The organism is Butyrivibrio sp. M55 (assembly GCF_900116865.1).
GTDB lineage: Bacteria > Bacillota > Clostridia > Lachnospirales > Lachnospiraceae > Butyrivibrio.
Window position 1 is genome coordinate 304,780 of sequence record NZ_FPCD01000004.1, and the last position, 25,258, is coordinate 330,037.

The 25,258-nt window shown below is 40.7% G+C and carries 19 protein-coding genes; 18 read left to right on the forward strand and 1 reads right to left on the reverse strand.

The features are described 5' to 3' along the window. Positions 1–10: 10 nt before the first annotated feature. The 18 genes from rfbA (at position 11) to BM398_RS07410 (ending at position 23,556) form a co-directional block, all read left to right on the forward strand. Positions 11–880 (forward strand): glucose-1-phosphate thymidylyltransferase RfbA, encoded by an 870-nt coding sequence (gene rfbA / locus BM398_RS07325; protein WP_092337081.1) that lies wholly within the window; start codon positions 11–13, stop codon positions 878–880. A 33-nt stretch (positions 881–913) separates the two neighbouring features. After that, a complete protein-coding gene (locus BM398_RS07330; RefSeq protein WP_092337082.1) occupies positions 914–1,288 on the forward strand; it encodes a hypothetical protein in 375 nt (124 codons plus the stop codon). 14 nt (positions 1,289–1,302) lie between these two features. Beyond that, positions 1,303–1,848, forward strand: coding sequence for a dTDP-4-dehydrorhamnose 3,5-epimerase (gene rfbC / locus BM398_RS07335; protein WP_026655779.1), 546 nt, complete (start codon positions 1,303–1,305; stop codon positions 1,846–1,848). Continuing rightward, a complete protein-coding gene (locus BM398_RS07340) occupies positions 1,845–2,921 on the forward strand; it encodes an ABC transporter permease (RefSeq protein WP_242949778.1) in 1,077 nt (358 codons plus the stop codon). Before rfbC ends, BM398_RS07340 begins: the two co-directional genes overlap by 4 nt. A 42-nt stretch (positions 2,922–2,963) precedes the next feature. Beyond that, positions 2,964–4,370 (forward strand): ABC transporter ATP-binding protein, encoded by a 1,407-nt coding sequence (locus BM398_RS07345; RefSeq protein ID WP_092337083.1) that lies wholly within the window; start codon positions 2,964–2,966, stop codon positions 4,368–4,370. Further along, positions 4,354–6,513, forward strand: a complete 2,160-nt coding sequence (locus BM398_RS07350) for a class I SAM-dependent methyltransferase (protein ID WP_092337084.1) — start codon at positions 4,354–4,356, stop codon at positions 6,511–6,513. The genes BM398_RS07345 and BM398_RS07350 overlap by 17 nt, the downstream gene beginning before the upstream one ends. Positions 6,514–6,522: 9 nt before the next feature. Further along, entirely contained in the window at positions 6,523–8,634 is a 2,112-nt protein-coding gene (locus BM398_RS07355) for a glycosyltransferase (RefSeq protein WP_092337085.1), read from the forward strand. Between the two features lie 26 nt (positions 8,635–8,660). After that, a complete protein-coding gene (locus BM398_RS07360; RefSeq protein WP_092337086.1) occupies positions 8,661–10,721 on the forward strand; it encodes a glycosyltransferase family 2 protein in 2,061 nt (686 codons plus the stop codon). Between the two features lie 65 nt (positions 10,722–10,786). After that, positions 10,787–12,526, forward strand: coding sequence for a phospho-sugar mutase (locus BM398_RS07365; protein ID WP_092337087.1), 1,740 nt, complete (start codon positions 10,787–10,789; stop codon positions 12,524–12,526). A gap of 114 nt (positions 12,527–12,640) precedes the next feature. Further along, complete coding sequence (locus tag BM398_RS07370) at positions 12,641–14,044, forward strand: glycosyltransferase family 2 protein (protein WP_092337088.1); 1,404 nt, start codon at positions 12,641–12,643, stop codon at positions 14,042–14,044. Positions 14,045–14,049: 5 nt separating this feature from the next. Further along, on the forward strand, positions 14,050–15,021 hold the full coding sequence (locus BM398_RS07375) for a glycosyltransferase family 2 protein (RefSeq protein ID WP_092337114.1): 972 nt from the start codon (positions 14,050–14,052) through the stop codon (positions 15,019–15,021). Next, on the forward strand, positions 15,018–16,406 hold the full coding sequence (locus tag BM398_RS07380; protein ID WP_092337089.1) for an undecaprenyl-phosphate glucose phosphotransferase: 1,389 nt from the start codon (positions 15,018–15,020) through the stop codon (positions 16,404–16,406). The genes BM398_RS07375 and BM398_RS07380 overlap by 4 nt, the downstream gene beginning before the upstream one ends. Positions 16,407–16,555: 149 nt before the next feature. Next, positions 16,556–17,836, forward strand: coding sequence for an LCP family protein (locus BM398_RS07385; RefSeq protein WP_092337090.1), 1,281 nt, complete (start codon positions 16,556–16,558; stop codon positions 17,834–17,836). Positions 17,837–18,022: 186 nt separating this feature from the next. Next, a complete protein-coding gene (locus tag BM398_RS07390) occupies positions 18,023–18,952 on the forward strand; it encodes a glycosyltransferase family 2 protein (protein ID WP_092337091.1) in 930 nt (309 codons plus the stop codon). 48 nt (positions 18,953–19,000) lie between these two features. Further along, a complete protein-coding gene (locus BM398_RS07395; RefSeq protein WP_442857304.1) occupies positions 19,001–19,615 on the forward strand; it encodes a GTP pyrophosphokinase in 615 nt (204 codons plus the stop codon). Positions 19,616–19,922: 307 nt separating this feature from the next. Beyond that, on the forward strand, positions 19,923–20,408 hold the full coding sequence (locus BM398_RS07400; RefSeq protein WP_092337093.1) for a hypothetical protein: 486 nt from the start codon (positions 19,923–19,925) through the stop codon (positions 20,406–20,408). A 26-nt stretch (positions 20,409–20,434) separates the two neighbouring features. After that, positions 20,435–22,036, forward strand: a complete 1,602-nt coding sequence (locus BM398_RS07405) for a LysM peptidoglycan-binding domain-containing M23 family metallopeptidase (protein ID WP_092337094.1) — start codon at positions 20,435–20,437, stop codon at positions 22,034–22,036. Positions 22,037–22,263: 227 nt separating this feature from the next. Then, positions 22,264–23,556, forward strand: coding sequence for a UDP-N-acetylglucosamine 1-carboxyvinyltransferase (locus tag BM398_RS07410; protein WP_092337095.1), 1,293 nt, complete (start codon positions 22,264–22,266; stop codon positions 23,554–23,556). A gap of 195 nt (positions 23,557–23,751) precedes the next feature. Here BM398_RS07410 and BM398_RS07415 read toward each other — a convergent pair whose 3' ends face one another. Continuing rightward, positions 23,752–25,071 carry an IS4 family transposase gene (locus BM398_RS07415; RefSeq protein ID WP_026655762.1) on the reverse strand — a complete coding sequence of 440 codons (1,320 nt, stop codon included), beginning with the start codon at positions 25,069–25,071 and terminating at the stop codon, positions 23,752–23,754. Positions 25,072–25,258 lie beyond the last annotated feature (187 nt).

The window sequence follows — 25,258 nt, forward strand, 5'->3', positions numbered from 1 at the left end:
GAGATTTACGATGAAAGGTATAATTTTGGCGGGGGGATCAGGAACAAGACTTTATCCACTTACAAGAGCTATTTCAAAGCAGATAATGCCGGTATATGACAAGCCGATGATCTACTATCCACTTTCAACTCTTATGCTTGCGGGTATAAGGGATGTACTTATAATTTCAACTCCGAGAGACCTTCCTATATTTGAGGATCTTTTTGGAACAGGAGAGCAGCTCGGAATGAATTTCAGCTATGCTGTTCAGGATCAGCCAAGAGGCCTTGCCGATGCATTTATCATCGGTGCGGACTTTATCGGTGATGATTCGGTTGCACTTGTTCTTGGAGACAATATTTTCTACGGACAGAGTTTTTCAAAACTTCTTCGAGATGTTGCGGCAAGAGAAAAGGGTGCCACAATCTTCGGATACTATGTAAGAGATCCCAGAGCATACGGAGTAGTTGAGTTTGATGAGAACGGAAAGGCTATCAGCATTGAAGAAAAGCCTGAGAATCCCAAGAGTAACTATGCGGTTCCGGGACTTTACTTCTACGACAACGATGTTGTTGATATAGCGAGAAATGTTAAGCCTTCAGCCCGTGGTGAGATTGAGATCACGAGCATAAACAATGAGTATTTGAGAAGAGGAACTCTTCACGTTGAGACAATGGGAAGAGGATTTGCATGGCTTGATACAGGTAATCATGATTCTCTTCTTGATGCCGCTGATTTTGTATGCGCATTCCAGAAGAGACAGGGACTTTATGTTTCATGTATCGAAGAGATTGCTTATAAGCGTGGCTTCATTAACAAAGAGCAGCTTCTTAAGCTTGCTGAGCCTCTTATGAAGACCGACTACGGTAAATATCTGGTTGAGGTTGCTAACGGACTTTGATCGGGCTTATAAGATAAGAATCTGAGGTTGCAGATGGACTATAAGGTATTCAGGACGGCGGTGCTTGCTATTGTCAGTGCGCTAATTTTGGTGCTGGTCATAGTCTATGCTACAAATGCCGACAAAATAAATGAGATTTTCGGTAAGAAAGGAGCTTCCGGCGAGGGGGCTTCTGCCGCGACCTCTTCAAGCAGTGATATCGGTATGTACGGAGAGCAGATAGGTGATAATACGCAAGCCTTTTTGTTTGAAGAAGGTTTTTTTGATGCAAATGAGGAAATACCTTCTGTAGTGGTTACAAAAAAGGATGAGGCGGGATCTTCTGCTTCCGAAGCGTCTACCGATGACACGGATGACGAAGAATATAATGATTATATAGAACCCGCAGCTGTTGTGGGGACAAATTGAATTGGAGATAAGAAATGGGTAAGATTAGCGTTGAAACATGTGAAATAGAGGGACTTAAGGTTATAACTCCCACAGTATTCGGAGATGCCAGAGGTTATTTTGTTGAGACTTATAACAAGAATGACTTTGTGGAAGCAGGCATTGATGTTGAATTCGTTCAGGACAATCAGTCTGCAAGCAAGCAGGGCGTTTTAAGAGGACTTCATTTCCAGAAAAATTATCCTCAGGATAAACTTGTTCGTTGCATTAACGGAGAAGTATTTGATGTTGCGGTTGATCTTAGAAGAAATTCTGCTACATTTGGAAAATGGTTCGGTGTTGTTTTATCAGCTGAGAACAAAAAGCAGTTCTTTATTCCAAAGGGATTTGCTCATGGATTTTATGTTCTTTCAGAGTATGCCGAATTTGCTTATAAATGCTCTGATTTCTATCATCCCAATGATGAGGGCGGACTTAAGTGGAACGATCCCGATATTGGAGTAGAATGGCCGCTTATAGATGGTGTAGAACTCAACCTTTCCGATAAGGACAAAAAATGGGGAGGAATTAAAGAGTTTTGAAAAAAAGAATGAAAATCAGAAAACCCCCCAAGAAAAAATTCTTGGGCGTTTTCTATGTATTGGCGTTTATGGTTGCGCTGATAATTTTTTTGCATAACAACCCTCTTGCAGACCAACATACAGAGATGCTTAAAAAAATATGCGGATGTATTTTGTTAGGTGTCGGATGTATTCTGGTCTATTTTTGGTATGACAAACTTACGGTTCTTCCTGTTGAACTTTGGAACAGCAGAAAACTTATCGTGAGACTTTCCGTCAATGATTTCAAAAAAAGATATGCCGGATCTTCATGGGGCGCTTTATGGGCCGCAGTTCAGCCTGTTGTTACGGTTATTCTTTACAGCATTATTTTTGGAAAAGTCTTTCCGACTGATCCTCATGTTCTTCCTAACGGGGAGATAGTTCCTCATTTGCTTTACCTCACAGCAGGTCTTGTACCGTGGTTCTTTTTTGTGGAAGCACTTAATAACGGAACAACAGCACTTCTTGAATATAACTATCTTGTAAAAAAAGTTCTTTTTAAAATAAGCATTCTTCCTATTATCAAAATAATTGCAGCAATGTTTATTCATATATTCTTTTTGGGTGTGCTCCTTGCGATGGCATGGATTATGGGATATGAACCCAGTATTTACTGGATTCAGCTCATATATTACATTGGTTGTGAATTTATACTGGTTTTGTCTATCAGCTATGCAACCTGTGCGCTCGTTGTCTTTTTCAGAGATCTCCTTCAGATCATAAGTATTATAATTCAGCTTTTACAGTGGTATACTCCGATTCTCTGGGATCTTAACAGCAATATTATAGAGCCTGTCAGGAAACATTTTACTGATGATTTACAGATGCCAATAGAGCAAATAAGAATGTATGAAGATCTTATAAAGGTGTTTGTAAAGCTTAATCCCATGGCATATATCGTGGAAGGTTACAGAAGCTCAATTTACGGTGAAACCTGGTTTTATGAACATTTTTATTCATCGACATATTTTTGGCTGTGTGTTGTAGTTCTTTTCTGTATAGGAACAGTTTTATTCAAGCGCCTTAAGCCGCACTTTGCGGATGTGCTTTGATACATAATTTTGAAACAATCCATAGATCATGGAGAAATTTACATGAAGAATGATATAGCTATTGAGGTAAAAAACCTCACTAAATCATATACGCTTTACGAAAAGCCGGGGGACAGGATTAAAGATTCACTCGGCCTTGCCAAGAGGAAAAAGTTTAAGGAAAAGATTGCCCTGAACAACGTAAATCTTACGGTAAAAAAGGGTGAGACTGTAGGTATCATCGGAACAAACGGTTCCGGAAAATCTACAATCCTTAAGATAATTACGGGAGTTCTTACTCCGACATCTGGTGAAGTAAACGTAAACGGCCATATTTCAGCTCTTTTGGAGCTTGGAGCCGGATTTAACATGGAATATAACGGAATCGACAACATCTACTTAAACGGTATGATGATCGGCTTTTCCGAAGATGAGATAAAAAAGAGAATGGACGCAATCCTTGAGTTCGCGGACATCGGAGATTATGTATATCAGCCGGTTAAGACTTATTCAAGCGGTATGTTTGTAAGACTTGCTTTTGCGGTTGCGATAAACATCGATCCCGAAATTCTTATAGTAGATGAGGCACTTTCTGTAGGAGACGTATTTTTCCAGGCAAAGTGCTATCATAAGTTTGAGGAATTTAAGAAAAAAGGTAAGACAATCCTCTTTGTGTCACACGATCTTTCAAGTATCAGTAAGTACTGTGACAGAGCGGTTCTTTTGAATCAGGGAGTGCTCATCGGAGAGGGAACTCCTAAGAAGATGATAGATATCTACAAGCAGGTTCTTGTGGGACAGTATCCTCTTCCGAGCAGCGACGGAGAGAATCTTCTCTACGATGACGATATCAGGGAAGCTGCCGCCAAAGCAGACAAAAAAGCTGATTCCAAGATAAAGAAGAGTAGTTCCGAAGGCTCCGCAAATGCCGGTAAAAAAGGAAAAAGAAAAGACGGAAAGGAAACCTTTAGTGAATGGGCTTCCGAGGAAGATGCGGGTGCAAATCCCGATACTCTTGAGTACGGCGACGGATCGGCTAAGATTTATGAGTACTTTGCTACCGATTCAAACGGAGTGAGGTCGAACTCAATAATCAAGGGTACTGAATTTACGGTGCACATGAAGGTCAGGTTCGAAAAGGATGTTGCGGCACCTATTTTTGCACTTACCTTCAAGAATATCATGGGAATTGAGATCACAGGTACCAATTCCATGGTTGAGAAAGCTTTTTTGGAACCTGTAAAAGCAGGTGATGAGAAGGAGATAACCTTCACACAGAATATGTCTTTACAGGGCGGAGAATATCTTTTAAGCTTTGGGGTTACAGGATTTGAGCAGAATGATTTTACTGTATACCACAGGCTGTATGATGCCCTTAATATCACGGTCGTATCCGATAAGAATACGGTTGGATATTATGACATGAACACAACATGTAAAGTGAGAGATATAGATGCAGGAACAGATTAAGATTGGCAATGTCACACTTAATTTCAAACATTATTCCGGGGTCGATCTGTACAGTGACGGTGCTGTAGAGAACGATCTTCTTGAGATTGTAAAAAATCATAAAAAAGAAGAGTTTCAGGAAATTATAGAGAAAAAAGCAAGCTGGCCTATCCTCTACCATCTTTCTGAGCAGAGAGCGAATATTGTCGAGTGGATTCCTATGGATCCAAACGCAAAGGTACTTGAGGTCGGATCCGGATGCGGAGCGATAACGGGAATGCTTTCAAAGAAAGCAGCGAGTGTTGTTTCGTGCGATCTTTCGAGAAGAAGATCAGAGATCAATGCCTACAGGAACAAAGAATGCGGAAACGTGACCATTCACGTGGGAAACTTCAGGGATATTGAGCCGGATCTTGACAGAGATTTTGATTATATATTCCTTATCGGCGTGTTTGAGTACGGACAGGGATATATCGGAACGGACAATCCGTACGAGAAGTTCCTCAGAATGCTTAACAGACACCTTAAAAAGGGCGGAAGAATTGTAATTGCCATAGAGAACCGTCTTGGACTTAAGTATTTTGCCGGATGTTCGGAAGATCATCTCGGAACATACTTTAAGGGAATCGAAGGTTATACGGCTGACAGCGTTGCCAAGACTTTTACAAGAAACGGACTTATCAATATATTTAAAAAGTGTGGAATGAATGATTATCATTTCTACTATCCGTACCCTGATTACAAGCTCATGACAATGATCCATTCCGATTCTTATTTCCCTAAGTTCGGAGAGCTTCAGGACAATGTCAGAAACTTTGACAGGGACAGAATGATCCTCTTTAACGAGAAACATGCATATGAGGATCTTGTCAAAGACGGAATGTATCCGGATTTTGCCAACTCTTTTGAAGTAATACTGGGACCCGGGTTTGATACCGTATACAGTAAGTACAGCAACGACAGAGTTGATGAATTCAAGATAAGAACAGATATCGCCATAAGCAGAACGGGAAGAAAAGTTATTAAGAAATTCCCGCTGACTGAGGCTGCACGAGAGCATGTTTTCGGTCTAAGGGATGCTTATCTCGGACTTCAGGAGAAGTTCAGGGGCGGCGATTTTGAGATAAATGATTGCCAGATAGATGAGACGGAAGGATGTGCTGTTTTTTCTTTTGTAAACGGTGTTCCTCTTGCGTCACTTCTTGATCAGTGCATAGACAGGGATGATATGGAAGCCTTCGATGCACTTATAAATGAGTATATTAAGAGACTTAATTATAAGCCGGATTATCCTGTGTCCGACTACGACCTTATCTTTTCCAACATAATGGTAAACGGACCTATCTGGACTATAATTGATTATGAGTGGACTTACGGAAAATGTATTCCGCCCAAGGAGCAGGTGTGGAGAGCACTCTATTGCTACAGACTCGAAGACAGGAAGAGAGAGAAGTTTGATCCGAAGCCTGTATATGAGAGACTTGGGTTAAAAGAAAAAGAGATGAAGGTTCTTCTTGATGAAGAATATGCATTCCAGAAATATGTTACGGGAAACAGAAAGTCTCTCGTTGAGATCTGGAAAGATATAGGAAGAAAAGTTATTGTTCCAAAGGAACTCTCAAAGTCGGCGGATGCGGCAAGAGCTGCAGACTGCGTTCAGGTTTACTTTGACGAGGGATTTGGATATTCGGAGGATGATTCGATATTCCCCGAGGAGCAATACGATGACAAGAACGAGATAAGTCTCGATATTCCGGTAGATTCAAGGTGCAAGGTGCTGAGGCTTGATCCTGCATTTGCTCCCTGCATGGTTACAGTGATAGAGGCTGCATGGAACGGATTGTCTATCGAGGACGGCTCGGCGGATATTACACTTAAGCCTGTAAACGGCGAGTGGATCACAGATGATTCCTTCATGTTTAATACAGACGACCCGAATATTGAGTTCGATCTTACGGCAAGCGGACTCAGTGTAAAGGAGAATAATCATCTCACGGTGAGACTTCTTACTACGATGGTTCCTAAAAACGCCGCAGATGCTATTATCAATTCCGTTGATCTTCAGCCTAGTGCTGAGCAAAAGGAAAAAGTGGGGATAATAAAGAAAATCGGAAGAAAGATTGTTGAAAAGCGTGAGGCACGTTATTACAGAGACGAGGAGTAAAAACGGGGAATGCTTAAGGGGTTAGTTAAAAGTACTCTTGCAACAAAAAGAACAGCTAAATACAACAGGATGGTCAATGCCAAGGCATCAGCTTATGACAAATGGCAAAAGAACATCGAGAAGAGCCCTGTTATCCAGGCGGAAGCGCCCGTTCAGTATGAGACGGGAGAGAACGGAGAACTTATACCGCATAAGCTTCCGGAACCTAAGGTAAAGGTTGTTCCATATGCAAAAGTATGGGAGATGACTGACGCCAAAAACGATGAAAACACGGTATACATTTTTGTAAGTCCAAAGGGAAAACTTACGAAAAGAGCCGGAGAAGTAATAAAACAGTATTTTATAGCGCATCCGGAGCATAACGTTGTTTATGCGGACGAGGATGAGATCGGAAGCGGCGGAAAGTATATCCATCCTTTCTTTAAGCCCGACTGGTCACCGGATTCATATCTAAATGCGTTTTATATAGGCAGTGTTTTTGCTTGCAGATCAAAGACTGTACACGATGCAATACCTGAATATGACAATGCTGTCAAGATGCTCGGAGGAACGGCGAATAAGAAAAATTCTCCCGAGCAGATCGGACTTGAAGCATCACTTCTTTCAGCCGACGTTCTCTTTTGCATGCTCGCTATTCATGAGAGGGCGTTTGCGAAGAGGACGGGAACGGAGCTTCCGATCGGTCATATAAGAGAGGTTTTGTTTCACAGAAACGCAGGGCAGGATGTCTTTTACGGAAGAGGTTTTCATAACTCAAGACATATGCTGCTTAAGCCAGTGACGGTGAGTATTATTATTCCGTCAAAGGATCATCCGGAGGTTTTTCAGCAGTGTCTTAATTCGATAATCGAGACAACTAAGGATGCCGGAATAACATATGACATTGTTGTCATAGACAACGGAAGTTCTGCGTCAAACAGGGTTAAGTACGGTGTGTATGCATCGAGAGCACCAAGAAAAAACGGACTTACCAAGATAAATTATATATACAAGCTTCAGGACTTTAATTTCTCGGCTATGTGTAATCAGGGAGCGAGAAGCTGTACGGGAGAGTATCTTCTTTTCCTCAATGATGATATTGAGGCGGTTAAAGACGGATGGTTGACGGAGCTTATTTCACAGGCCCAGCTTAAACATGTGGGAGCTGTCGGAGCAAAGCTTATCTATCCTAAGACCGATCTTATACAGCATGCGGGAATTGCAAATGTAAGAAGAGGCCCTGTTCACAAGCTTCAGAAGATGCATGACAATAAGAGCCATTATTTTGGCTATAACAGAGGAATACACAACATGATAGGCGTGACTGCGGCCTGCCTTCTCATAAGCAGACGCAAGTTCAACGATGTGGGAGGTTTCCCCGAAGACCTTAAGGTTGCTTTCAATGACGTGGATTTCTGCTATAGTGTTTTTGAAAAGGGTTATTACAACGTTTGTTGCAATCATACATATCTTTTGCATCATGAGTCTCTTACAAGGGGACTTGATAACCTTGATCCGAAGAAGATGGAGAGACTGGCATCCGAGGGTGAGGTGCTCATGAAGAGACACGCACACCTGTATAACAAGGATCCTTTTTACAGCCCGCATCTTACGGAAGATGAGACGATATCGGCGATCATTCCGAGAGAAGACTATACGCCTGTTGAGGATATTCCCTACATGTCGCCCGTTCTTCACGAGAAGGGTATCAAGGGCGCGAGAGAAGACCAGTGCCTGAGAGTAGGTTGCGAGTACAATGCGTCTATGGACAACTGGCTTTATGGATTTAACACCGCCGATAACATGGAGGGATATTATCTCAAGGGATACAGTTTTGTTATCGGATCTGATAATGCGATTTATGATAAAAAGCTCCTTTTGAGACTTGTTGAGAGATACGAGGACGGAGCGGGACCTGTGGGACCTGAAGTTTACAGCTTTACGCCTTATATCTGGTACAGACCTGACATAAGGGTCAGACTCCAGGATCAGGTCAATGTGGACCTTACGGGATATAAGCTTAAGATTAAAAAGGGTGAGTTAAAACCCGGATTTTATCAGATCGGAATGCTTGCAATAGACAGAACGAGCAGGCTTAAGCTCATTAACTGGGTACCGAACATATTACATGTTAAGAATTGAATGTAAGGAATTGATTGGAAGTTTTTATGTCAGAAAAAGATTTTGATTTTAAAGCAGCATATGAAAAAGAAAAGTTAAAGAGCGCAGATCTTGCATCAAGGATTGCGGAACTTGAAGATAAGAACAGCGAGCTTGAATTTAAGCTTTCAAGGATCAAGAACAATCCTATCTGGAAGGCAAGTACACCTGCGAGAAATGCCATGCACTTTACGATAAGGCAGATCGACAGGGTGAGAAATCAGGGCTCTGTAAAGGGAGTTATCGCCAAGATAAAGTACAAGCAGGTAGAAAAAAAGGCCATGACTCATTACGGAACGGAGAGTTTTCCCACTCCTGAAGTAAGAAAAGAGCAGGAAGAGACTGTTTTCGAGAAAGCGCCTTTGATATCAATACTGGTGCCTCTTTACAACACACCTGAGAAATTCCTTAGAGATATGATCGAGTCTGTTCTTGTTCAGACATATTCAAACTGGCAACTTTGCCTTGCTGACGGTTCCGATGATGAGCATGTCGGACTTGTATCGCAGATTGTAAGCGAATATATGAAAGAAGGCAGAGCTTTGGACAAAGAGGGAAATTGCAAGATTTCCTACGAAAAGCTTGAGAAGAACGAGGGTATCTCGGGAAATACAAATCACTGTCTTGAGCTTGCAAAGGGCGAGTATATAGGTCTTTTTGACCATGATGATATTCTTCATCCGGAAGTACTTTACTGGTATGTTAAGGCTATAAATGAGGAGAATGCGGATTACATCTATTGCGATGAGACGACCTTTAAGGGCGATGACATCAACAAGATGATAACAATGCACTTTAAGCCTGATTATGCTATTGATAACTTAAGGGCAAACAATTATATCTGTCATTTCAGTGTATTTAAAAGAACTCTCCTTGACGGAACAGAGCTCTTTAGAACTAAATTTGACGGAAGCCAGGATCATGACATGATATTGAGGCTTACAGATAAAGCAGAGCATATCGTGCATATTCCAAAGCTTTTATACTACTGGAGATCTCATGCGGGAAGCGTTGCGTCGGATATAAGCGCTAAACCCTATGCGATAGAGGCTGCAAAGGGAGCCGTGGCAGACCACTTAAGGCGCCACGGATACGATCACTTTAAGATTACAAGCACCAGAGCTTTTGAGACAATTTTTAAGATAAGCTATGAGGTTGTGGGAACACCTAAGGTAAGTATTGTGATTCCCAATTGCGAACATGCAGAGGATCTTAGAAGGTGCATAGATTCAATATATGAGAAATCTGTTTACGACAACTATGAAATCATAGTTGTTGAGAACGGAAGTAAGGGCTCTGAGATAAAGGGCTACTATGATGAACTTAAGTCAGGATCGTTAAAAGATATTGTGAAGGTCGTAGACTTCTACGAAGATAAGAGCAATCTTAATCCTGACGGTTCAAAACCTAAGTTTAATTATTCTAAGGTTGTAAATTACGGTGTGAAGGCATCTGATGGTGAGTACATCATCCTTCTTAACAACGACACAAAGGTTATAACCGTAAACTGGATAGAGGAACTTTTGATGTACGCTCAGAGAGCGGATGTCGGAGCGGTCGGAGCAAAGCTTTATTTCCCCGACAGAAAGATTCAGCACGCAGGTGTTGTTCTTAAGCTCGGCGCCCACAGAACAGCAGGACATTCCCATTACGGACAGGCAGGTATGAATCTGGGATATATGGGCAGACTTTGCTATGCTCAGAATGTAAGTGCCGTTACGGGAGCGTGTCTCATGGTTTCACGAAAGAAGTACGATGAGGTCGGAGGACTTGACGAGACTTTTGAAGTGAGCCTAAACGATGTTGATTTTTGCCTTAAACTCAGAGAAAAAGGGTATCTAAACGTGTTTACTCCTTTTGCTGAGATGTTTCATTACGAATCTCTTTCAAGAGGTCTTGACCTTGAGGGAGAGAATGCGAAACGCTATGAAGATGAGTCGGAACACTTTAGAACAAAGTGGAAGGAAATCCTTGATAAGGGAGATCCGTATTACAATCCGAATTTTTCTCTGGACAGAAGCGATTACAGTCTGAATGTTGAGGGGTATTCGAGTTTAAGGGATCAATAAAGCGTGATGAAATATAAATCATGCTATAATAAATCAGTAGTTTTATCCTAAGGAGGGAAGAAAAAATGAGTGAAGCATCAAAACAGCTTGAATATTGGCTTAACGATCCATATTTTGATGACGAGACTAAACAGGAATTAATGGCTATCAGAAATGATGAGGCTGAAGTTGAGGATAGATTTTACAGAGAGCTTGAGTTTGGTACCGGCGGACTTAGAGGCGTTATAGGTGCCGGAACAAACAGAATGAACAAGTACGTTGTAAGAAAAGCAACACAGGGACTTGCAAATTATATCAAGAAAAACGGCGGCCCCGATGCAGCTAAGAAGGGTGTTGCAATCTCTTTTGACTGCAGAAGATTCTCACCCGAGTTTGCCGATGAGACTGCTCTTTGCCTTGCTGCAAACGGAATCAAGGCTTATGTAAGTGATATCTTACGTCCCACACCCGAGCTTTCTTTTGCGCTCAGAGAGTTTGGATGTATCGCAGGTGTAATGGTAACGGCTTCTCACAATCCCCCGGAATACAACGGATACAAGGTATATTGGGAAGATGGCGCACAGGTAACACCTCCTCATGATACCGGAATAATTGCTGAGGTTGTGGCTATAAAGGACTATCATGAAGTTAAGACAATGTCCAAAGAGGATGCAATCGCACAGGGACTTTATGTTTCTTTTGGAACAGAGATAGATGACAAGTACATGGCTGAGCTTAAGAAGCAGATCATCCATCAGGATGTTATCGATGAGATGGCTGATAAGTTCAGCATTGTATATACACCTTTCCACGGAACAGGTAACCTTCCGGTTAGAAGAGTTTTGAAAGAGCTTGGATTTAAGAATGTGTATGTGGTTCCCGAGCAGGAAGCTCCCGACCCTGATTTCACAACTTTGGAATATCCCAATCCCGAGGATCCCAAGGCATTTAAGCTTGCGCTTGAACTTGCAAAAGAAAAGGATGCAGACATCGTTCTTGCAACCGATCCCGATGCAGACCGTCTCGGAATCTACGCTAAGGATCTTAAGACAGGCGAATATGTCGGATTTACAGGTAATATGTCCGGTATGCTTATCGGTGAGTATATCTTAAGAGAGCGTACAAATACAAAAACAATGCCTGCAAACCCTGCTTTTGTAACAACTATCGTTACCACAAATATGGCAAAACGTGTTGCTGAAAAGTACGGACTTTATTATACTGAGGTTCTTACAGGATTTAAGTATATCGGTGAGCAGATCAAGATTTATGAAGAGAACAATCAGTCTCATAACTATGTATTCGGTCTGGAGGAGTCTTACGGATGCCTTGCCGGAACACATGCAAGAGATAAGGATGCTATCGTTGCCGTTATGTGCCTCTGCGAGCTTGCAGCTTTCTATAAGAAGCAGGGCAAGAGCGTTTGGGATGCAATGATCGATATGTACGAAGAGTACGGCTATTACAAAGAAGGTCAGTATTCTATCACAATGAAGGGTAAGGAAGGCGCTGAGCAGATCGCAGCTATCATGGAGAAGCTCAGAAATAATCCTCCCAAGACATTCGGAAACTGGAAAGTTGAAGAGTTCAGAGATTATAAGACAGATAAAGTTATAAACATGGAGACAGGTGCAGAGTCCAAGACAGGACTTCCTTCTTCAAACGTTCTGTATTTTGCACTTAATGATGATTCATGGTGCTGTGCAAGACCTTCAGGAACAGAGCCCAAGATCAAGTTCTACATGGGCGTAAAAGGTAAGAACTTGGAAGATGCCGAAAAGCTTCAGAATGAACTTACCGAAGCTGTTAAGAATGCGGTAGGCTAAGCTGAGAGAACCTGCTGAGGTTCTTTCGAAGCTGGTTCGAACGTCTTACGTCGAGCGTAGCGAGAGGTAAGTTCCTTATATATGAAATAATAAATAGTTAGGATATAAATAATTATGGGAATCAAAAATGCGGTCATAAAAACAATAACATATGCTAAGCGCAATGGTGTTGAGGCCGCATTTTTTGCTGCCCTTGAAAAAACTTCATTACGTGCTTCTGAGAATTACGAATTTCATTCTCTTTCCGAAGATGTCCTTAAGGAACAGAACCTTGAGTACAGGCGATTCGCAGAGGAAGGGGAGACGGTGAACTTCAGCATTGTTGTTCCCATATACAACACTCCTTCGGAGTACCTTAAGGAGATGATCGAATCTGTTATAGCGCAGAGCTATGCAAATTGGGAGCTCGTGCTCGCAGATGCTTCGCCTGAAGCTCTTACTCTTGCGGAAGAATATGCGAAGAACGATCCGAGGATCAAGTATCATCGCCTTGAGGAAAATGCAGGGATTTCCGAGAATACAAACAGGGCAATTGAATTTGCGAGGGGAGATTATATAGGTCTTTTGGACCACGACGATCTTCTTACTCCTGATGCTCTTTATGAGGTCTTTAGAGTCATTAAAAAGAGCATGAAGCAAAATCATCTGTCCGGATATAAAAACTGCCCTATAAGGCTTATATATTCAGATGAGGATAAGTTTGAAGACAGCAATGGCGAGAGGCGCTTTTACGAGCATCATGCAAAGCCCTCTTTTAACATGGACTATCTTTTTTCAAATAATTATATCTGCCACTTTACGGTTATAAGAGGGGATATAATAAAGAGATTAAAACTAAGGTCAAAGTTTGACGGTGCGCAGGATTTTGACTTATTTTTGAGAACAAGTTGCGAAGCGGCTCTTTCTATGGACATGGCTTCGGGACAGATGGCGCATATAAGTAAGGTTCTCTATCACTGGAGATGCCACAGCGAATCTACCGCTGCCAACCCTGCAAGTAAGATGTATGCTTACGAGGCGGGGCTTCGTGCGATTGAATCGGCATTTAATGATGCAAAGATAGAAGCAGAAGTTTCAAATCTTCCGCATCTTGGTTTCTACAGGGTAGATTACAAGCCCGATATCCTGACATGCAGAAAAGATATAGGATGTGTGGGCGGTAAGCTCGTAGATGATAAAAAGAAGATCGCGGGCGGAATATATGAAAAGGACAAAACAGCTCTTTATAAAGGGCTTTTAGTAGGATATAGCGGAGGGCTTCAGCACAGAGCTGTAGTTCAGCAGGATTGCTATGCGGTTGATATAAGATGCATGGCGATAAGACCTGAGTTTATCGGCGCCTATGAAGAGATTACGGGCCGGAAATATTTAGATACATTTAATGATAATACTGCAGATGACAGATTTGCAGGGCTCTCTGAGGAAGAAATCATAGAGTTCAGCTTCCGCGTGTGCGATGAAGTTAGAAAACGCGGACTTAGAATTATGTGGGATCCGCAGGTTGTTAAGAGGATATGATCGCTATGGAAACAGTTACGGTGGTAATACCCAATTATAACGGAAAAAAATATCTTGATGACTGCCTTAGAAGTCTTAAAAAGCAGACGTATAGCGACTTTCGCGTTATCATTGTCGATAACGGTTCAACGGACGGAAGCGCTGAATATATCATGGGTAAGTACACCGATGTCGAAGTTATTGCTCTTGACGAGAATACCGGATTTGCAAATGCCGTGAACGTTGGAATAAAGGCAGCAGATTCCGAGTATGTTTTTTTACTTAATGATGATACGGTATGCGATGAGAGGGCAGTCGAGTCTTTGGTCAGAACCATGAACAGAGGAAAAAAACTCTTCAGTGTTCAGGCAAAGCTTCTTCAGCTCAAAAATCCCGAGTTTATTGACGATTGCGGTGACTATTATTGTGCTCTGGGATGGGCATTTTCACCGGGAAGAGATAAAAAGAGCAGCTTTCTTACGAAACAGACAGCCGTAACATCTGCTTGCGCAGGTGCTGCGATATACAGGCGTGCTTTGTTTGATGAAATCGGATATTTTGACGAGAAACATTTTTGCTATCTTGAGGACGTTGATATAGGATACAGGGCAAGAATAAAGGGATATATAAATGCCTGTGACCCGGATGCCCTTGTTTATCACGCGGGAAGCGGAACTTCGGGCTCAAGATACAACTCTTTTAAGGTTGAATTAACAGCAGGTAATAACTTATACTTTATTTATAAGAATATGCCGGTTTTGCAGATAATTATAAATTTACCTTTTATTATCGCCGGGATTATTATTAAGCATGTCTTCTATGTGCGTAAAGGATTGGGAATGAGCCATGTCAGGGGAATCATGGCCGGCTTTTCCAAGATCTTGAAAAATGCGGACAGGAGGCAGAAGTTTGGAAAGAAGGAGTTTCTTGCATGCGCAGGCCTTCAGCTTGAACTGTGGATTAATATTGCAAGAAGATTTGGGGCAACAAGAGTATGATCAAGGACAATCAGGTACATTTAAATAGAGCGCATGTCATTGTGGACGGGCTGATCATAGCCGGTTCATATATTGCGTCTTATTTTATAATCAAGGATCCCACTATAGGACAGTATTCGCAGGAAGAATATTTTAGATATCTGATATATGTTGTTCCGGCGTATTTGTTTCTTTATTATCTTATGCAGCTGTATACATCAAGGCGCGCACTTAAACTCTGGGATGAGTTTATTGATATATTCGAGGCCAATGTGCTTGGAGTGCTGGGATTGTATGTACTTTTGTTTGTAATTAACAAGGGCGACTATTCCCGAAAACTTACGGTTATCTTTTTTGCGATAAACGTTGTTGCGACGACGATAGCTCACGGGCTTCTGAGAAAATTCCTGCAATTTATCAGGAAAAAAGGCTATAACATAAAGCACATTTTGCTGGTCGGTTATTCAAGAGCAGCAGAAGGGTATATCAACAGAATTCTTGATAATCCCCAGTGGGGATATGTGATCGCAGGTGTTTTGGATGATTTTGTACCGATCGGAACAAGCTATCACGGAATAGAAGTTATCGGAAACATTGATAAACTTGCAGATTATCTTCAGGGCAACAATTATGATGAGATAACTATCACGCTTCCTCTTAATGACTACGACAGACTTGAGGAACTTGTGGCAAAGTGTGAGAATTCGGGAGTACATACCAAGTTTATTCCGGATTATTCATCTCTTTTCCCGAGTAATCCGTTTACAGAGGATGTACAGGGAATTCCTGTTATTAATATCAGATATGTGCCGCTTACAAATTCGTTTAACAGGCTTGCAAAGAGAATGGTGGATATAATCGGCTCTCTGATAGGAATTATATTGTGTTCGCCGCTGATGTTTGTTGTGGCTTTTCTTATAAAGAGTACGGACAACGGGCCAATACTTTTTAAGCAGGAAAGAGTGGGACTTAACGGCAAAACATTCAATATGTATAAATTCAGGAGCATGAGAGTCCAGACCGAATCTGAAGAGAAAAAGGGCTGGACCACGAAGGACGATCCGAGAGTTACAACGATAGGTAAATTCATCAGAAAAACAAGTATAGATGAACTTCCGCAGCTTTTTAACATATTGATCGGACAGATGAGTATTGTCGGACCAAGACCTGAGAGACCCCAGTTTGTTGAAAAGTTTAAGGAAGAGATTCCGAGATACATGGTTAAGCATCAGGTAAGACCCGGGCTCACAGGTTGGGCTCAGATAAACGGCTACAGAGGAGATACTTCTATCAGAAAAAGAATTGAATATGACCTCTATTACATCGAAAATTGGTCGATGATGTTTGATTTCAGAATAATAATCGGGACGATAAGATACGGAATTGTCAATAAAAATGCATATTGAGCGTATAGACTTGTATATTTTTCACTTTTGTGGCAAAATGTATTGGGTATACGCTAACTTTTTTACGCAAATGTTAAAAAGTGTTGCATGGAAGTTTTAATAATCAATGACCAATTTGTTGGGACAACATGGAGAAGTGGAGAGGTAATATGGCTAATCGTGATGATGAATATTATGACAGAGGCGGTCGCAGACCTTCTCAGAGAGATGATAGATACAGAGACGATATGAGAGCCTCAGGAAGAGGCAGAGACTCTAGATCTAGACGTGATTATGATGATTATGATGAGCGTCCTGTCAGAAGAAGAGAACCTGACGGAAGAGGCTCCAGATACGATGACCCCAGAAGAGGTGGATCGTCTTCAAGACCCGGTGCACCCAGAAATGGTAAGAAAAATAATAAAGCATTAATACTCCTTATAAGTGAGATCGCAGTTGCGTTGTTACTTTTGGTTGCTGCTTATAACATATTCTTTAAGATGGGAGCTACAAAGGTCGGAAGAGTCGATCTTGATGAGTCTGAGATTAATGAAAGTATCAGTGATGCAGCTGCAGACAGTGAGCACATGAAGGGATATACAAATATTGCTCTTTTTGGTGTTGACTCAAGAAAGGGTCAGCTTGATAAGAAGACAAGAACAGACTCGATCATAATCTGCTCTATCAACAATGATACAGGTGAGATCAGACTTTGTTCCGTATATCGTGATACATGGCTTAATCTTAGTGATGACTCTTATGATAAGTGTAATGCTGCATATGTATACGGCGGTCCTGAGCAGGCAATCAAGATGCTCAATATGAACCTTGATATGGATATTAAGCATTGTTATACAATCGGTTTCAGAGGATTGACAGATGTTGTTGATGCTTTGGGCGGTGTAGAGATCGATGTTCCCGAGAACGTTGTTAAGCACCTTAATAACTACGAGAACACAATGGCTCAGGAGCTTAAGATGGAATATAAGCCTGTAGAGAAAGCAGGACTTCAGAGACTTACAGGTCTTCAGGCTACAGCTTACTGCCGAGTAAGATATACGGCAAACGGTGATATCGACCGTGCGGCAAGACAGAGAGAAGTAATTCAGGCTTGTCTTGTAGAGGCTAAAAAGAAGAGTCCTTCAGAACTTGAAGATGTTGCAAGTAAGATTTTGAAGGAATCATATACAACACTTAAGTCTGATGCAATATTTAAACTGATCAAGAACGTACCTAAGTATGAAATCGTAGATCAGGCCGGATTCCCCAGCGAAGGCATGATTAATCCTAATGCCAGAGTTGGAAAGAAGAGTGTTGTAGCACCTGTGGATCTTGAGAGCAATGTTAAGTGGCTTCACGGATTCCTCTTCAATGATACTGAGTATGCTGTATCTGAAGATGTTAAGAAGTACAGTCAGAAGATCAGTACAGATACCGGCGCAGGCAAATAATTAACCTACGGGTATTAAGAAATATAGTAAAGTAAGAAGACTAGCGCAGTTACAGGAAAGTAAGGCGATTTTTAGCAGAATATAAATAGAAGGGCCGGGTTCTGTATGAGCTCAGCCCTTTTTGTTCATTATAAATATCAGTTACTCTTTGATTGGGACTGATTATTTAATATAATTGAGGTAGAGATGTATAAAGTTGATGTGATAATACCAACGTATAAGCCGGATAAATCTCTTTTCGAACTGATCGATGATCTTGAAAAGCAATCGATAAGACCTGAGCATATTATCATCATGAATACGGAAGAAAAGTATTGGAATGATTTTATAGATAAAGCAGGTGCGAATCCGACAGATAAATACGAAAATATTATCGTTGAACATGTCAGCAAAAAAGAATTTGATCACGGAGAGACTAGAAACCGTGGTGTGAAGCTTTCTTCCGCAGATTATTTCCTTATGATGACACAGGATGCTTTTCCGAGAGATAAGGCGCTGATAGCTTCTCTTGCGAAGGCACTTGATGAAGATGTTGCCGCTGCATATGCAAGGCAGTATCCGAAGCCTGATTGCAATCTTGCGGAGAGATATTCGAGAAAATTCAACTATCCTAACGAGTTTATCAGAAAGACTCAGGCGGATGTTTGCAGATTGGGAATAAAAACTTATTTTTGTTCAAATGTATGTGCCATGTACAGGCGCGATATATACGATAAAATAGGTGGATTCACGCATAAGACAATCTTTAATGAAGATATGGTATATGCGGGAAATGCATGCCAGAAGGGATATGCTATATGCTATGTTCCGGAGGCGGGAGTGGTTCATTCACATAACTACACCTGCATGCAGCAGTTCCACAGAAATTTTGACCTTGGAGTATCACAGACAGATCATCCTGAGATATTCGGTAATATAAGTTCCGAGTCAGAGGGAAAGAAGATGGTCGGACAGACCGTTAAGCATTTCAGACATATAGGAAAGGGTTACCTTATACCGCATTATATAATTATGTGCGGCTTCAGATGGCTGGGTTACAAGCTTGGCAGAAATTACAAAAAACTGCCGCAGAGCTTGATAACGGCGTTTTCGATGAACAAGGAATATTGGGTGTAGATAATGGAATTAGATCTTTCAGGAAGCAATATTAAAATATCCGATGACATGCACACATGGGAGGAAGTCAACCTCCTTTATAATGCTGCGCTCAAGCAGATACAGACCAAGATTGAGATCCTTAACGAGGAATTTCAGGAGGTTCACAGATATAATCCTATTGAGCACGTCAAGGCCAGAGTTAAAGGCCCTGAAAGTATCGTAAAAAAGCTTAAGAGAAACGGATACGAGTCCACGATTGAGAACATGGTGCGCTATGTGAATGATATTGCCGGAATTCGTATAATATGCTCTTTTACATCCGATATATACAGAATAGCAGAGATGATCAGCAGCCAGAAGGATATTCAGGTGCTGACCATCAAAGACTACATAATGAATCCCAAGGACAGCGGATACAGAAGCTATCATATGATTGTTTCGCTGCCTGTTTACCTTTCTGACAGAATAGTAAATGTAAAAGTTGAGATTCAGATAAGAACTGTTGCAATGGATTTTTGGGCTTCGCTGGAGCACAAGATTCAATATAAATTTGAAGGGAAGGCACCGGTACATATCAATACCGAGCTCTATGAATGCGCCAAGATGGTGGCGGATCTGGATGCGAGAATGTTGTCCCTTAATGACGAAATTCAGGCAATTGAAAATACTACCGCCGATTGACGGTAGTAACAGGTATATGGGGAAATGCCTTAAAAAACCGTATTAATGAGGAGTGGCCAGACACATCGCTGCGCCCGGCCTATTATGAAAAAATCTATCTAAATTTTAAATTAAGTTCGTCGTTTTTTTGCTCTGAAATTACTATACAAGTTAAATATGAATAAAATATGAACGACCAATGAACAAATAGTAAAAGTACACAATAATAAACTTTTTGATAATACAATCTTGTCTAATTTGCATAATGGATGATAAGCTATATTGTATGCAGATTAGGGGAGTAATGCATATATGAGGAGGGATAGTTATGGAAAACTTTATGGACAAACTTGCTGAAAAGTTTAGCCCACAGGACATAATAAAAGCCAATTCCCAAGCGGAGATGGCCGAAGCCCAGAGAATCAAGAAGGAAGCCGAGCATTACAGAAGAGAAATCGAAGAATTGCGCAAGCATGCTGCAGAGTACAGCCAGCAACTTGAACAGCTTGAGGAATTGATGGAAGCTTCAAGGGACTATACTGAAGAGTTTGAAAAAGTTATCAATAGAATACATGAGAGTGATTCAAAGACTCATGATGTCGGTGTACAGATATACAGAAATGTTCAGGCAATTGTTGATAAAAACCGTGAGAAGATCGAGGAAGAGATAGCAGAGATCAATAAGAAGATGGAAACGGTACTTGATATTGTTGAATATAAGAATAATGCGGTTGGACCGTTGTTGATAATTATAGTGCTTATGGTTTTTGCAGATCTTTTATTTAATGTTCTAAAGATATTCGGAGTACTTTAACCAGCTTATAGAAAGACTTTAATGCGATGAATTTAAGAGATACGGTATTTAAAAAGAAGATTAAAATATGGTTTTTGGAATCGGCTGTGGTAATTATCTTTTTGTGGATATTGTTCATGCCAAACATGACCAATTACGAAAAGAATGAGAATAACTACTTTACGATAAAGATAAATGGAACTGTTGTGGGTAACGTGGGTTCTCGAAATGATGCTTACGAAGCTTACAGATATGCCAGAAGAGCAATTGCAAAGGGCAATGAGGGATTGACTCTTACAATGGCAGATCTTTCTATCGAAGGTGAGAGCAGGATGTGGGGTGTTGTAGAATCCCCTGAGAGAATAGCAGCCAAGATGGCAAGTATTCTCAATCAGAGTAAGTTTGATACGGTTCAGAAGACATATTCTGTAAAAATAAATAAGTTTTCCTTAAATCTGGCAAGTATTGATGAAGTACAGAATCTTTTGGAACGAGTTATTTCAATGTACGATGAAAAGGATATGTTTGATGTAAGTCTCGAACTTGATCCTACCAGAGAAGTAAATGTACTGATGCCAAAGGTTCAGAGTAAGGAGGAAATTCAGGAAGAAGAAGGAACGCTCAAGCCCCTTCTTTCAAATATCGGTGTTAATAAGACTATAAGAGAAGCAGCGGATGCTGCGGACTTAAAGGGCGATTATAAAGAGTTTGATGATTTCAAATACGGACTTGTAAAAATTGATTTCAAAGATAAGATTGAGATCGTTGAAAGTTACCTTCCTGCAGATAAATTAGCAAATCCCGATACGGCTTTCACCGATCTTACAGGAGATAAAAATAAAGAAGAAACATATGAAGTTCAGACGGGTGACAGCTTATACAGTATAGCTGTTCATCATAATCTGACTGTCGATCAGCTTGTTGAGATGAACCGTGATAAACTTCAGGATGCAGCTTCAACCATAAGAGATCACGATAACTTAACTGTTGTGGTTCCGAGACATGAGCTTTCTGTAAGATATGTCATGGAAGAGTTTCGTAAACATGAGAGCTATCAGGCTCCCATATCAGAGATCAAAAATAAGAAATGGTTTACTACTGAAACCCAGGTTATTCAGGAAGCGGTTCCGGGAATCCGTGATGCCGTTCTTCTTACGACTTATGTGGATAATCGTGCTGAAGGTACTCCTGAGATTGAAAAGATTGTAAAAATAAAGGAAGCTGTTCCAAAGGTTATCGAGCGTGGAACAATCGAGCCGCCTTCATACATCAAGCCTATATCCGGAGGAAGATTGTCCTCAGGATTCGGTAAGAGAGCAAGACCTACCAAAGGTGCCAGTACATTCCATAAGGGTGTTGACTGGGCAACTCCTGTAGGAACTACTGTTGTGGCATCTTCATCAGGAACCGTAACAAGAGCAGGTTGGGGTAGTGGATACGGTTACTGCGTATACATTAAGCATAATGACGGAAGAGAGACAAGATACGGACATCTTTCTAAGATCACGTGTCAGGTAGGACAGAAAGTAAATCAGGGAGATAAGATCGCATTGTCAGGAAATACCGGTGTTTCATCGGGACCTCATGTACATTTTGAAATTCGTGTCAATGATAATCCGGTTAACCCGTTGGAATATCTTAATCAATGATAATTTGATTAAACCATTGGAATATATTAATTAAAATGATATAATCATTAATAAAATATTAGCAAAATGCATGTAAAACCTGCTCATTTTGCAGAAAAAACACGGTACCATGGGGGCTCTGCTTGTTTTGACACAGTGTTGGTATTGTGCTATTAATATTAGATGCCGAGTGTAATTAGGTTGGTGCTACATATGTGGTGAGATTGCCCGGCAGGGAAAGGTTATATATGGAAAAGTATATTATTAAAGGCGGAAATCCGCTTGTAGGTGAGGTGGAGATTGGAGGAGCTAAAAACGCTGCACTTGCGATTTTAGCAGCTTCAACTATGACGGATGAAGTTGTTCATATAGAGAATATGCCTGATGAGTCGGATACCAATGTGATGTTGCAGGCTATTGAGAGTATCGGAGCAATTGTTAAGAGAACCGGAAGACATTCAGTTAAGATATGTGCTTCGCAGATTCATGACTATGTTATAGAGAACGATTACATCAAAAAAATAAGAGCATCATATTACCTTTTGGGAGCCCTTCTCGGTAAATACAATAAGGCGGGAGTTGCACTTCCCGGAGGGTGTAATATCGGTCTCAGACCTATAGACCAGCATATAAAAGGATTTAACGCTCTCGGAGCATCAGTAAATATTGAACATGGCATTATCGCAGCACATGCCGATAAACTTGTTGGAAATCATATTTATCTCGACGTTGTCAGCGTAGGTGCTACCATTAACATCATGATGGCGGCTGTTATGGCAGAGGGACAGACTGTTGTCGAGAATGCAGCCAAGGAGCCTCACGTAGTTGATTTTGCAAACTTCCTTAACAGTATGGGTGCCAATATAAAAGGTGCCGGTACAGATGTTATCAGAATTCAGGGCGTTGAGAAGCTTCATGGCACTGAGTATGCTATTATTCCCGATCAGATTGAAGCTGGAACATTCATGCTTGCCGCTGCCGCAACAAGAGGCGACATTACTATAAAAAATGTAATTCCCAAACATCTTGAATCAATAAGTGCCAAGCTTATTGAGATGGGATGCCAGGTTCATGAATCAGATGATGCGGTAAGAGTAGTTGCAACAAAGAGACTTCAGAATACACATGTTAAGACTCTTCCTTATCCGGGATTTCCTACGGATATGCAACCTCAGATGACAGTTGCGCTTGGACTTGCAAGTGGAATCAGTGTTGTTACGGAGAGTATTTTTGAGAATAGATTCAAGTATGTAGACGAACTCACCAGAATGGGCGCCAGCATTAAAGTTGAAGGCAGCTCAGCAATAGTAGAGGGAGTCAGCAAATATACGGGAGCAACAGTTTCGGCTCCTGACTTAAGAGCAGGTGCGGCACTTGTAATAGCGGCACTTACTGCAGACGGTATCTCTACGATAGAAGATATTAAGTATATCGAGCGAGGATATGAAGATTTCGACCAGAAACTTCGCGAACTCGGAGCTCACATCGAGAAAGTTGAGAGCGACAGAGATATGCAGAAATTCAAACTTAGAAATGCATAAAGAATAATAATCTTTTTGATAATAAATAAGACGGTCAATCAGGTGATCAATGTCATTAAGTTAACATTGGGATAATGCTTTGGATGAGAGAAACGGGAATGAAGATGATAACCTTCATTCCCGTTTCTTCCTTTTTAGGCATAACAAACAGGCGGATCTAAAATCCACCTACTAATCATGTTTTATTTTGATTATTTATGCTACTCTATATAAGAAACTATGAAATACTTTTCCTGTCAGTATTCGTTTACGATGCCTATTAGGTCTAACTGGAATTATATTTCTAGCTATTATAGTTTCTAAATTAGGTGATGTCGTTTTTTCACGCAAGAATAGTCTGCAGACATGAGCAGCAACGGTAAAGTTCGCTTTGTATGTATATTTTCTTTGCTTTTTTTCAATGACTACGTGCGAGGTAATCATTTCCGCAAAGTTATACATTATCAGATGTGCGTATATTTCTTGCTGAATACACATCACCTTTTTTGAATGAAAATCTAGCATTCCAATAGTATATTTTAAATCTCTAAATGAAGTTTCTATCCCCCATCTGGCTGCATATAACTTTTTTAAATTTGTTGGCGTATATTCCTTAGCGTCCAAGTTAGTAATTACGGTTTCATATGTGTCTTCAGTAATCTTGAATCGTACGATTCTAAATTTAAGCTCATAAAAGGCTACTGAATCCTTTTTCCTTAGCTTTGTTGGGAGATAATCAAACGGATGTGAATGTGCAATCAATTTGTAGTGATTCTTGTCCTTCAAAAATAATTCCTTCATTTCCTTTGTTTGTTTACGCGTAAGTTTTAAATCAATATTTACATCAAATTCTTCTTCATCAGGTAGGTCTAATCCATTCTTAATTCCTCGTGTACCATCCTTAATCCTTATGAGATAATACCAACCTTTTTCTTGGATATGTGCCATACTGTGATAAGATTCGTATCCTCTATCAGCAATTACTAATGCTTTGGGAATAGGCGATCTATCTACCATCTCTTGCAATGCAGAGTGCTCATTTGCATCATGCTTTCCTTGAAGTACTACATCAGTATATAAATGATTTTCTAGATTATAGAGTGCATTTAAATGCAACAAATTGTAGGGCTTTTGTCCATTAACACTGGGATAATAAGATTTTTTATCTTCAGAATTAGTTGGAATTTGAATATCAGAACCATCAACTGCAAGAATAGTTAAATCAGAATGCGAATGATTTTGTAGTTTATTTGTAAACCCTTTAAAGATGTCTCTAAAAAATTCGGGCTTAATCTTTTGTCTTTGCTGAACAAAAGCCGAGGCAGATGGCAATGAACTGACATCATGGAAGATATCAATCATCTCATTGGTTATACTCTTGCTTTCCATCTCGATGATAGCTCTGACTATTTTTTCGAATGGAAGCTTACGATTCCTAGTGAAATCTACTTTGGGATTAACAACATAATCCAACATGTTTTGAGTAGTGGTAGTGATTTCAGATAATAAAAGCTTTTTAATGTGTTTTGGTTTCATATGTGACCTCCTTGCAATCAAGTTTTCCTTAATTACAAGGGCCGCTTTCGCTACCTTTAAAACATCAGTAGCGAAAGCGGCCACACATTTACGATAATCTGTCAATACCTTTTAAGAAAAAAAGACCCCTATGTCATTTCTGACATAGAGATCTTTTGGGCTGTCATCTTAACTTAATGACATTGAT

What these genes read in the sequence shown, in the direction of transcription:
- BM398_RS07375 (WP_092337114.1), top strand. Translation starts at nt 14,050, where the DNA reads ATGGAAACAGTTACGGTGGTAATACCCAATTATAACGGAAAAAAATAT.
- BM398_RS07350 (WP_092337084.1), top strand. Translation starts at nt 4,354, where the DNA reads ATGCAGGAACAGATTAAGATTGGCAATGTCACACTTAATTTCAAACAT.
- rfbC (WP_026655779.1), top strand. Translation starts at nt 1,303, where the DNA reads ATGGGTAAGATTAGCGTTGAAACATGTGAAATAGAGGGACTTAAGGTT.
- rfbA (WP_092337081.1), top strand. Translation starts at nt 11, where the DNA reads ATGAAAGGTATAATTTTGGCGGGGGGATCAGGAACAAGACTTTATCCA.
- BM398_RS07360 (WP_092337086.1), top strand. Translation starts at nt 8,661, where the DNA reads ATGTCAGAAAAAGATTTTGATTTTAAAGCAGCATATGAAAAAGAAAAG.
- BM398_RS07385 (WP_092337090.1), top strand. Translation starts at nt 16,556, where the DNA reads ATGGCTAATCGTGATGATGAATATTATGACAGAGGCGGTCGCAGACCT.
- BM398_RS07405 (WP_092337094.1), top strand. Translation starts at nt 20,435, where the DNA reads ATGAATTTAAGAGATACGGTATTTAAAAAGAAGATTAAAATATGGTTT.
- BM398_RS07355 (WP_092337085.1), top strand. Translation starts at nt 6,523, where the DNA reads ATGCTTAAGGGGTTAGTTAAAAGTACTCTTGCAACAAAAAGAACAGCT.
- BM398_RS07330 (WP_092337082.1), top strand. Translation starts at nt 914, where the DNA reads ATGGACTATAAGGTATTCAGGACGGCGGTGCTTGCTATTGTCAGTGCG.
- BM398_RS07410 (WP_092337095.1), top strand. Translation starts at nt 22,264, where the DNA reads ATGGAAAAGTATATTATTAAAGGCGGAAATCCGCTTGTAGGTGAGGTG.
- BM398_RS07390 (WP_092337091.1), top strand. Translation starts at nt 18,023, where the DNA reads ATGTATAAAGTTGATGTGATAATACCAACGTATAAGCCGGATAAATCT.
- BM398_RS07400 (WP_092337093.1), top strand. Translation starts at nt 19,923, where the DNA reads ATGGAAAACTTTATGGACAAACTTGCTGAAAAGTTTAGCCCACAGGAC.
- BM398_RS07380 (WP_092337089.1), top strand. Translation starts at nt 15,018, where the DNA reads ATGATCAAGGACAATCAGGTACATTTAAATAGAGCGCATGTCATTGTG.
- BM398_RS07395 (WP_442857304.1), top strand. Translation starts at nt 19,001, where the DNA reads ATGCACACATGGGAGGAAGTCAACCTCCTTTATAATGCTGCGCTCAAG.
- BM398_RS07370 (WP_092337088.1), top strand. Translation starts at nt 12,641, where the DNA reads ATGGGAATCAAAAATGCGGTCATAAAAACAATAACATATGCTAAGCGC.
- BM398_RS07415 (WP_026655762.1), bottom strand. Translation starts at nt 25,071, where the DNA reads ATGAAACCAAAACACATTAAAAAGCTTTTATTATCTGAAATCACTACC.
- BM398_RS07345 (WP_092337083.1), top strand. Translation starts at nt 2,964, where the DNA reads ATGAAGAATGATATAGCTATTGAGGTAAAAAACCTCACTAAATCATAT.
- BM398_RS07365 (WP_092337087.1), top strand. Translation starts at nt 10,787, where the DNA reads ATGAGTGAAGCATCAAAACAGCTTGAATATTGGCTTAACGATCCATAT.